The organism is uncultured Planktosalinus sp., from assembly GCF_963973675.1.
Taxonomy (GTDB): Bacteria; Bacteroidota; Bacteroidia; order Flavobacteriales; family Flavobacteriaceae; genus Planktosalinus.
The window spans coordinates 1-10,197 of record NZ_CAXBAN010000045.1; the positions used below are offsets into that span (position 1 = coordinate 1).

The 10,197-nt window shown below is 35.5% G+C and carries 9 protein-coding genes and 1 pseudogene; 5 read left to right on the forward strand and 5 right to left on the reverse strand.

Annotation, left to right across the window (positions count from 1 at the left end; all coding sequences use genetic code 11):
- Both AACY61_RS03050 and rho read right to left on the reverse strand, forming a co-directional pair.
- Positions 1 to 428: pseudogene (locus AACY61_RS03050) on the reverse strand (sodium:calcium antiporter); the annotation flags it as partial.
- A 97-nt stretch (positions 429 to 525) separates the two neighbouring features.
- The gene (gene rho, locus AACY61_RS03055; RefSeq protein ID WP_339610061.1) at positions 526 to 2,262 is read right to left on the reverse strand and encodes a transcription termination factor Rho; all 1,737 of its coding nucleotides are present in this window, start codon (positions 2,260 to 2,262) and stop codon (positions 526 to 528) included.
- Positions 2,263 to 2,460: 198 nt separating this feature from the next.
- Here rho and AACY61_RS03060 point away from each other — a divergent pair, with 198 nt between their 5' ends.
- Positions 2,461 to 2,871 carry a DUF4293 domain-containing protein gene (locus tag AACY61_RS03060; protein WP_339610063.1) on the forward strand — a complete coding sequence of 137 codons (411 nt, stop codon included), beginning with the start codon at positions 2,461 to 2,463 and terminating at the stop codon, positions 2,869 to 2,871.
- Positions 2,872 to 2,953: 82 nt separating this feature from the next.
- On the opposite strand, the gene AACY61_RS03065 is transcribed toward AACY61_RS03060, so the two are convergent.
- Positions 2,954 to 3,445 (reverse strand): metallophosphoesterase family protein, encoded by a 492-nt coding sequence (locus AACY61_RS03065; RefSeq protein WP_339610065.1) that lies wholly within the window; start codon positions 3,443 to 3,445, stop codon positions 2,954 to 2,956.
- A 78-nt stretch (positions 3,446 to 3,523) separates the two neighbouring features.
- Here AACY61_RS03065 and truA point away from each other — a divergent pair, with 78 nt between their 5' ends.
- A complete protein-coding gene (gene truA, locus AACY61_RS03070) occupies positions 3,524 to 4,267 on the forward strand; it encodes a tRNA pseudouridine(38-40) synthase TruA (protein WP_339610067.1) in 744 nt (247 codons plus the stop codon).
- A gap of 3 nt (positions 4,268 to 4,270) precedes the next feature.
- Positions 4,271 to 6,037, forward strand: coding sequence for an ABC transporter ATP-binding protein (locus AACY61_RS03075; protein ID WP_339610069.1), 1,767 nt, complete (start codon positions 4,271 to 4,273; stop codon positions 6,035 to 6,037).
- A gap of 44 nt (positions 6,038 to 6,081) precedes the next feature.
- Here the strand turns inward: AACY61_RS03075 and ettA are convergent, their stop codons facing one another.
- Entirely contained in the window at positions 6,082 to 7,773 is a 1,692-nt protein-coding gene (ettA, locus tag AACY61_RS03080) for an energy-dependent translational throttle protein EttA (RefSeq protein ID WP_339610071.1), read from the reverse strand.
- A 92-nt stretch (positions 7,774 to 7,865) separates the two neighbouring features.
- Entirely contained in the window at positions 7,866 to 8,054 is a 189-nt protein-coding gene (locus tag AACY61_RS03085) for a CAL67264 family membrane protein (RefSeq protein ID WP_339610073.1), read from the reverse strand.
- Between the two features lie 191 nt (positions 8,055 to 8,245).
- On the opposite strand from AACY61_RS03085, the gene AACY61_RS03090 reads away from it, so the two are divergent.
- On the forward strand, positions 8,246 to 9,874 hold the full coding sequence (locus AACY61_RS03090) for a carboxyl transferase domain-containing protein (RefSeq protein WP_339610075.1): 1,629 nt from the start codon (positions 8,246 to 8,248) through the stop codon (positions 9,872 to 9,874).
- A 39-nt stretch (positions 9,875 to 9,913) separates the two neighbouring features.
- Positions 9,914 to 10,197: VOC family protein (locus AACY61_RS03095; protein ID WP_339610077.1), on the forward strand; the 284-nt coding region annotated here is incomplete at its 3' end.

Sequence of the window (10,197 nt, forward strand, 5' to 3'; positions counted from 1 at the left end):
ATTAAAAAAAATAAATAAAGAATCATTGCCACTATAAAACCAATACCCTCAGTTAGTGATAGCATGTTATCATTCACTAGAAATAAATAAAGCACTAGTGAAAATAACATCATTACCGGCCAATTATACTTATAAAAATCTCTATCAATAATTATGGGTGAAATTATTGCTGTAAGCCCTAAAACCAATCCAATATTTGCAATATTTGATCCAATGACATTTCCTAATGAGATATCAGAAAAACCTTTAAGTGCAGCTTGTAAACTTACAATTAGTTCAGGCATTGAGGTAGCAAATGAAACTACCGTAAGACCTATGACCATTTTTGATAAATTCAATTTAAACGAAAGCCCCACTGCAGAACGAACCAAATACTCCCCCCCTATCACTAAGAGAGTTAAACCTAGAAGTATAAAAACTATGCTCATTTATTTATTTTTTGCGAAGATACATAAACTGACACCACATAAAAAAGGCACTACAATTAAGCAATGCCTTTTTCTTATAAATTGAATAAAATATAATTTATCCGTTCATCGAAATCAAAAACTCTTCGTTATTTCTGGTTTGTTTTACTCGGTCATAAATGAATTCCATCGCTTCTACTGGGTTCATGTCTGCGAGGTATTTTCTCATTACCCACATACGCTGTAACGTATTTTCTTCTAAAAGTAAATCGTCGCGACGTGTACTTGAAGCATTTAGATCAACTGCTGGGAATATTCTTCGGTTGGCAATTTTTCGATCTAGTTGAAGTTCCATATTTCCAGTACCCTTGAATTCTTCAAAAATCACTTCATCCATTTTTGATCCTGTATCAGTCAGTGCTGTTGCAATGATACTTAACGATCCGCCGTTTTCAATATTTCTTGCAGCACCAAAAAAGCGTTTTGGCTTATGAAGTGCATTGGCATCAACACCACCACTCAATATTTTACCCGATGCAGGTTGAACTGTATTGAATGCTCTTGCCAGACGAGTAATAGAATCTAACAGAATTACAACATCGTGTCCACATTCAACCAAGCGTTTTGCTTTTTCCAAAACAATGTTGGCAACTCTAACGTGTTCATTGGCTTCTTTATCAAATGTAGAAGCGACTACCTCTCCATTTACATTGCGTTGCATATCTGTTACCTCTTCAGGTCTTTCATCAATTAATAAAATCATTTGATATACCTCCGGATGGTTGGCAGCAATTGCATTGGCAATTTCTTTTAGTAATACTGTTTTACCTGTTTTTGGCTGAGAGACTATCATTCCGCGTTGCCCTTTTCCAATAGGTGAAAACAAATCCATTATACGGGTAGAAATGGTGCTTTGTTTTTCTGCTAATTTGAATTTTTCCTGTGGAAACAAAGGTGTTAAATGTTCGAATGCAATGCGATCTCTTACAACATTTGGGTTCAACCCATTAATACGTATAACCTTGATAAGAGGGAAATATTTTTCACCTTCTTTTGGAGGTCTAACCTCGCCCAAAACTGTATCTCCGGTTTTTAAACCAAAAAGGCGGATTTGCGACTGAGAAACATAAATATCGTCAGGAGATGATAAATAATTATAATCACTTGATCTTAAAAAACCATAACCATCCTGCATTATATCAAGCACACCTTCACTTTGAATAATTCCATCAAACTCATAATCAGGTTCTCGATAGCGGTTTCGTTTATCTTTATTTCCTTGTTGATTATTTTGACTTGTGTTACCTTTATTATTAGATCCTTGGTTATCTTGCTGATTTTTGTTGTGCCTTTGGTTTTGACCAGATTTGGAGTCGTTGGAATCCTTTTTAGAATCTGATTTACCGGCATCCCTTTTGTCATTTGAATTGTGTGACTTCTGATTTTGCTTTTTATCCTGACTTTGCTTATTTTCTTGCTTATCCTGCGATTTATTATCTACAGGTTTTTGAGCTGAATTCTGATTTGAGTGCTCTTTTTTTTGGTCTTGTTCTTTATTTGAACTCACAGGATTTGGTTTTGATTTTTTTTGATTTTTATTTTGAGAACGGTTATCCCTTGGCTCCCTTTGCTTTTTTGAAGAATTTGAATCTTGCTGCTTAGTTGGTTTTTGGTTATCGCTTTTCACTTCCTTTACAAGTGGGGCAACAGCTTTTGGATTGGCTGCCTGGTAATCGAGAATTTGATAAACGAGTTCTAGTTTTTTTAAGGATCGGTATTTTGGAACACCTAAAGTTTTAGCAATTTCCTGAAGTTCAGGTAGCTTCTGCTCTTTTAAATCTGAAATTTCAAACATGTATGGTAATGAATTATAAAGTTATAGTACCTTTTTAAATAAATTTTTGAAGATGGTAATTTGATATTATCTGGAAGATAAACAACCGCTATTGAGTGGGTTGTGAATTACTGTTGCAATAATACAACATTATTTTAATTTTTGATAGAATTTTTTTAAAAGAAACATTATTTTTGCTTCACAAACAGGACACAAACCATGATACAACGCATTCAAACATTATATATGCTTTTAGTCGCTTTCATAATGACTGGGCTTTTTGTCTGGTTTCCGGAAGTGAAAAATGAGTCTGGTGACCTTTTATACACCAGAGATGAACCTGTTTTTTTTGCATTGATTTTTATTTCAATAGCTTTGGCAATTATTGCCATTCTAACTTATAAAAGAAGAAAAAGACAATTTGTTTTTAATCGGTTAAACATCTTGTCAAATTTTATTTTACTAGGAGTTTTCGTTTATCGGTCGCTAAGCGTACCCGGAGAAACATTGGTTTCAGAGAAGGGTATTGGGATGTTTCTTCCTATTCTTTCTATCGTTTTACTAGTGATGGCCAACCGGTCTATCATCAAGGATGAGAATCTCGTAAAATCTGTTGACAGATTGCGCTAAACCTGAAATCTTAGTAGTATTAGTGTGAAAGCCCCGGAGAATGCCAACTTTGGGGCTTTTTTTGTTTCAAGTGTTAGGGTTACTATCGCTTAAACTCAATTACTTCCAAGTCTTTTATTTGTTTTTCATCAATAACAAACCGCAACATAGTGCGCACTTTGTGAAAACCATATTTCCCTGCCGCGCCTGGGTTCATAAACAAAAGTTGATTTTTATTATCGTGCATCACTTTTAAAATATGGGAGTGCCCACAAATAAATAGTTTAGGTGGATTTTGATTCATTTCCTTTTTAATTTCCGGGTTGTATCTTCCCGGTGATCCTCCAATATGAGTTATCCAAACATCTACTCCTTCACAATTAAAGCGCTGATGTAAAGGAAATTGCGTCCTTATTTTAGTGTCATCTATATTACCATACACAGCACGCAAGGGTTTTATTTTTTCAATAGCATCTGTCACAGCAAAACTGCCAATATCCCCGGCATGCCAAACTTCATCAGCAAGTGCTGCATATTTTAATATGGATTCGTCTACATGACTATGAGTATCTGAAAGTAAAAGTATTTTTTTCACAATTAATTATAAAGTGGTTTTCTTTATTCAAAATCAGGTTTGTGTATCTTTGCCTGGTTTACAAAAATAGAGGAATCCTTGCGATATTTTATTGAATTAGCATTTAACGGAGAAAATTATCACGGCTGGCAAATACAAGCTGATGCTAATTCTGTACAACAAACTCTGGAAGAGGCCTTAAGTACGCTATTACGCAGTAAAACTGAAATTGTTGGTGCAGGACGTACAGACGCAGGTGTTCACGCCCAACAACTTTTTGCACACTTTGATTCACCTGATGAATTACAAAATGAACAATTTAAGTTTAAACTAAACTCTTTTTTACCTTTTGATATAGCAGTAAAAAACATTTCAAAAGTAAAATTAAATGCTCATGCCCGTTTTGATGCGTTGAGCAGAACCTATGAGTATCATCTTCACACCGTTAAAGATCCATTTTTGGAGGCTTTCAGTTATCGGTTATTTCATGTGCCCGATATAGAAAAAATGAACGAGGCTGCAAAAATTTTATACAACTATACAGATTTTCAATGCTTTTCAAAAACAAAAACCGATGTAAAAACCTATAATTGCATAATAAAGTTTGCTCATTGGAAAAAAGATGGCAACAAACTTATTTTTACTATCACAGCCGATCGTTTTTTAAGAAATATGGTGCGAGCTATTGTTGGAACTCTACTAGAAATAGGGTCCGGTAAAAAAGAAATAAACGCATTACATAAAATTATAGAAAGTAAAAACAGAAGTAATGCCGGAACTTCAGTTCCAGCAAAAGGCTTGTATTTAACCCATATCAGTTACACAAAAGAGATATTTATTTAAACCATGGCAACAACAGGACAAGCATTTGATTTTAAACTATTTAAGCGTTTACTGGGTCAAACTAAACCCTATAGACGCATTTTTTGGTTTGTTGCCATTGCTGCCATCGTCATGTCTGGGCTTGGTGTTTTAAGACCCATACTTCTGCAGTATACAATTGATCAAGCATTTACACCTAAAGATAACGAATTATTAGTGTTTTACATTTCCTTGATGGGTGGAGTACTGCTGCTTGAAGTATTATTTCAATTTGCTTTCATCTACTTTTCAAATTTTTTAGGATTTAATGTTATTAGAGATATTCGCATTAAACTTTTTGATAAAATACTCAATTTTAAAATGAAGTATTTTGATAAAAGTTCAGTTGGAAGACTTACAACACGTGCCGTAAATGATTTGGAAACAATAGCAAGTGTTTTTAGTGAAGGCTTATTTATGATTGCAAGTGATTTATTGAAAATGATTGTGATAACCACCGTAATGCTAGTTACAAGCTGGGAGCTTTCATTGTTGGTTTTTGCTATGCTTCCAATTATTCTGTATGCCACAAGGCTTTTTCAAAAAGCTATGAAAGTAGCCTTTGAAGAGGTACGCAATCAAGTAGCTAACCTTAATTCATTTGTTCAGGAGCGTATCACAGGAATGAAAATAGTTCATCTTTTTACGCGTGAACAAAAAGAGTATGAAAACTTTGAAGTTATAAATGACAAGCATAAAATGGGTTGGATGAAAACCGTTTGGTACAACTCCATCTTTTTTGCAGTTGTAGAAATGTTATCTTCAATTACAATCGGAATTGTTGTTTGGTATGGTGGATTGAAAGCATTAGAACTTGAGGGAATGACCTTGGGTATTATTGTTATGTTTATTGAATTGGTTCAAATGCTTTTTAGGCCTTTACGTCAAATAGCAGACAAGTTTAATACGCTTCAAATGGGAATGGTAGCGGCCAACAGAGTATTTTCAATACTAGATACAGAAGCTTCGATTGAAAACACAGGCACAAAAGATTTTGGTGATATTCGGGGTCAAATTAAATTTGAAAATGTATTCTTCAGTTATGATGATGAAGAAATGGTTATAAAAGGCATTTCGTTTGATGTGCAACCCAACCAGACAGTAGCAATTGTAGGAGCTACCGGAGCCGGAAAATCAACAATCATTAACCTTTTATCTCGCTTTTATGAATTAAAAAGCGGGGCAATATATGTAGATGGAAGAAACATTAAAGAAGTTCCTTTGAGTAAACTCAGAAAAGGAATTGGTGTCGTTTTGCAGGATGTCTTTTTATTTGCAGATACCATAATGAACAACATCACTCTCAACAACCCTGATGTAACTGAAGAGGAAGTCATTCAAGCTGCTAAAGAAATTGGTGTTCATAAATTCATAATGACGTTGCCCGATGGATATAAATATAATGTGAAAGAACGTGGAAGCATGCTCTCTTCAGGACAAAGACAACTTATTGCTTTTTTAAGAGCATATGTAAGTAACCCCGGTATTTTAGTACTTGATGAAGCCACCTCTTCAGTAGATTCTTATTCTGAACAATTAATTCAAAATGCTACTGAAAAAATTACCCGTAACCGTACTTCTATTGTGATCGCACATCGTTTGGCAACTATCAAAAAAGCTGATGTTATTATCGTTATGGAAGCCGGAAAAATAGTGGAAATAGGAAATCATAAAGAATTACTTCAAATTGAAAACGGACATTATCGAAATTTATATGAAGTACAGTTTTCAAAAGAAAAAGTGCTTGAGTAACTCATTGTGACTGTTCAAATTTGAATACTGCAATTTTTTTTTATTTAACGCACCAGTTTTCTGTATTTGATACGTTTTGGCATTAAATCACCTCCAAGACGTTTCTTTTTATTTTCTTCATAATCACTAAAACTTCCCTCAAAGAAATAGACTTCACTATTTCCTTCAAAGGCCAGTATATGCGTACATATTCTGTCAAGAAACCATCTGTCATGAGATATTACTACAGCACATCCGGCAAAGTTTTCCAAACCTTCTTCAAGTGCTCTTAACGTGTTCACATCGAGGTCGTTTGTAGGCTCATCGAGTAAAAGCACGTTTCCTTCTTCTTTAAGTGTCATTGCCAGATGAAGTCGGTTACGCTCGCCTCCCGAAAGTGCTGAAACCTTTTTATTTTGTTCACTTCCTCCAAAATTAAACCTACTTAAATAAGCTCTTGAATTTACTTGCCTACCCCCCATCATAATGAGTTCCTGACTATCACAGAAGTTTTCCCAGATTGATTTGTTAGGGTCAATATTTGAATGGTTTTGATCAACATAAGCAATTTTAACTGTGTCTCCTACTTTAAACTCACCTTTGTCAGGCTGTTCTTCTCCCATAATCATTCTAAAAATGGTTGTTTTTCCGGCTCCATTAGGACCAATTACACCAACTATTCCGGCTTGTGGTAAATTAAAGTTTAGATTGTCATACAATAACTTATCACCATAGGCTTTGCTTACATTGACAGCCTCAATAACATTGGTCCCTAAACGCGGCCCGTTAGGAATGTAAATTTCGAGCTTTTCATCAAGTTGTTTTTGGTCCTGACTCAAGAGTTTGTCATAGTTCTGTAAACGTGCCTTTTGTTTTGTTTGTCTTCCCTTAGGCGCCATTCGCACCCATTCAAGCTCACGTTCCAAAGTTTTTTGCCGCTTGGAGGCCGATTTACTTTCCTGAGCAAGACGTTTGGCTTTTTGGTCTAACCAGGAAGAGTAGTTTCCTTTCCACGGAATTCCTTCACCTCTGTCAAGTTCAAGAATCCATCCCGCAACATTATCTAAAAAGTATCGATCGTGAGTAACGGCGATAACTGTACCCTTATATTGGGCTAGATGGTGTTCCAGCCAGTGAACACTTTCTGCATCAAGGTGGTTTGTTGGCTCATCGAGTAAAAGCACATCGGGTTCTTTCAACAAAAGTCGACATAAAGCAACACGACGGCGTTCTCCACCGGACAATACACCTATTTTTTGATCGCCTTCCGGGGTGCGAAGCGCATCCATTGCAATTTCTAGTTTGGTATCTAATTCCCAGGCATTTGAAGCGTCTATTTTGTCTTGTAATTCTGCCTGGCGGTTCATTAGTTTTTCCATTTTATCAGAATCAGAATAAACCTCCTCCAATCCAAACATATCGTTGATTTTATTGTATTCTTCAAGTATTCCAACCGTTTCGGAAACTCCTTCTTTTACAACTTCCAATACTGTTTTTTCTTCGTCAAGCTGTGGCTCCTGCTCTAAAAAACCCACAGAATATCCCGGTGAGAAAACTACGTCTCCCTGATAGTTTTTATCAACACCAGCGATGATTTTTAATAAGGATGATTTTCCTGAACCGTTTAATCCCAAAATACCAATCTTGGCACCGTAGAAAAAACTAAGGTAAATTTTCTTTAAAACAGGAGATTGTGCGCCAGGATAAGTTTTTGAAACTCCCGACATTGAAAATATTACTTTTTTATCGTCAGACATATTGAATTTATTTTGAATTGGAAATGATATAGAGAAATTTTATAAAAAGATTGAGTTGACATTGAATATTTAAAATTGGTAAAGAATATGATTTAAACGCGCCCTTTCAGCTCATTGAAAACCCAGGCTATGGATAAAAAACCTACGCCGGTTGCTCCAAAGCCCCACCCTGCAACATCATTATACCTGAATACACCCAATGCTATTAAAAGTAGTCCCATTATAACCATAATTAAAGTTGCCCATCCTAAAATGGTATTTTTATTTGTTTTTTTATTCATTTTTATAAATTTTTACAAGCTAAACTTCCTTAAGGAATATTCATCTATTTCATAATTACACAATACAAATATCGGTATTTTAAATGAACTTTCAATTTGAAAAAAATGGATGTTTTTAATCTTGATTTAAACTTATTTGAACAATTTCGTTAAAAAGGAATTTGTATTTTAGCACAAATTAAATTAACACTATGGACATCAACTTCAATAAAAACGAAGATCACAATAAAATGCTAGTTTCAGATTTAAGAAAGCGTCTTTCTAAAGTCAAGTTGGGTGGTGGAGAACAAAGCATTGAAAAACACAAGGCAAAAGGTAAAATGACAGCTCGTGAACGCATAAAATACCTACTGGATGAAAAAAAACCAAGCATTGAAATTGGAGCATTTGCAGGAGAAGATATGTATGAAGAGCATGGAGGTTGTCCAAGTGGAGGTGTTGTTGTAAAAATGGGTTATGTAAATGGTAAACAATGTATTGTGGTTGCCAATGATGCAACTGTAAAAGCAGGGGCATGGTTTCCTATAACAGGAAAAAAGAATTTAAGAGCGCAGGAGATTTCCATTGAAAATAAATTACCAATTATTTATTTAGTTGACAGCGCCGGTGTTTATTTACCAATGCAAGATGAAATTTTTCCCGATAAGGAACACTTTGGACGGATTTTTAGAAACAATGCAGTAATGAGCAGTTTGGGTATCACTCAAATTTCAGCAGTTATGGGCAGTTGTGTTGCTGGTGGAGCGTACCTTCCTATTATGAGTGATGAAGCACTTATCGTAGACAAAACAGGAAGTATCTTTCTTGCCGGCAGCTACTTAGTAAAGGCAGCCATTGGAGAAGATATAGATAATGAAACTCTGGGCGGAGCATCAACACATTGCGAAATCAGTGGCGTGACAGATTATAAATCAAAAGACGACAAAGATGCGCTGGATACCATCAAAAATATAATGGGAAAAATTGGTGATTTTGATAAAGCCGGCTTCAACAGGATTAAAACTGCAAAACCCAAAGAACCCCAGGAAGATATCTTTGGAATTGTCCCCCGGTCAAGAGCAGATCAATATGATATGCTTGAAATCATTAAAAGGTTGGTTGACAACTCTGAATTTGATGAGTACAAGGAAGGGTATGGTAAAACAATCCTTACAGGCTATGCACGCATTGATGGCTGGGCTGTTGGAATTGTTGCCAATCAGCGAAAACTGGTAAAAACCAAAAAAGGTGAAATGCAGTTTGGAGGCGTAATTTACAGCGACAGTGCCGACAAAGCAACACGTTTTATAGCCAATTGCAATCAAAAGAAGATTCCGTTGGTGTTTCTGCAGGACGTAACAGGATTTATGGTGGGCAGTAAAAGTGAACATGGAGGTATTATTAAAGATGGTGCTAAAATGGTAAATGCAGTTAGTAATTCTGTAGTTCCAAAATTTACGATTGTGATTGGCAACTCATATGGAGCCGGTAATTATGCAATGTGTGGAAAAGCCTATGACCCAAGACTCATTGTTGCCTGGCCAAGTGCTGAGCTTGCCGTAATGAGTGGTAATAGTGCCGCAAAAGTATTGTTACAAATTGAAACCGCATCATTAAAAAAGAAGGGTGAAAAAATAACTCCCGAAGTTGAAAAAGAACTTTATGATAGAATCAAAGCCCGCTATGATGAGCAAATATCTCCCTATTATGCTGCAGCAAGAATTTGGACCGATGCGATCATCAATCCATTAGACACCAGAACCTGGATAAGTATGGGAATTGAAGCAGCCAATCACGCTCCAATTGAAAAACCTTTCAACCTTGGGGTAATTCAAACATAAATTAATAGAGTTTAGAACCTTGTAAAAAAATAGTCTAAAATGGAAAAGAACTTTTACACAATTCCTCAAGATTCTAAAATTGGTCATGTTCATTTAAAGGTAAGTGATTTAAAAGAATCACTTACCTTTTATACAGGTTTACTTGGTTTTAAGCTCAAACAAAAGTTTGGCGAAGAGGCTGCATTCATAGCAGCCGGTAATTATCATCATCATATTGGATTAAACACCTGGCAAAGTAAAAATGGACCCCAACCGCCAAAAAACAGTGTGGGTCTTTTTCATACAGCAATTATTTATCCCACCCGAAAAGATTTGGCAAAAAT

Bases quoted from the DNA above. Each gene is read 5' to 3' on its own strand.
- rho (WP_339610061.1), bottom strand. From the start codon at position 2,262: ATGTTTGAAATTTCAGATTTAAAAGAGCAGAAGCTACCTGAACTTCAG.
- AACY61_RS03060 (WP_339610063.1), top strand. From the start codon at position 2,461: ATGATACAACGCATTCAAACATTATATATGCTTTTAGTCGCTTTCATA.
- AACY61_RS03075 (WP_339610069.1), top strand. From the start codon at position 4,271: ATGGCAACAACAGGACAAGCATTTGATTTTAAACTATTTAAGCGTTTA.
- ettA (WP_339610071.1), bottom strand. From the start codon at position 7,773: ATGTCTGACGATAAAAAAGTAATATTTTCAATGTCGGGAGTTTCAAAA.
- AACY61_RS03085 (WP_339610073.1), bottom strand. From the start codon at position 8,054: ATGAATAAAAAAACAAATAAAAATACCATTTTAGGATGGGCAACTTTA.
- AACY61_RS03090 (WP_339610075.1), top strand. From the start codon at position 8,246: ATGGACATCAACTTCAATAAAAACGAAGATCACAATAAAATGCTAGTT.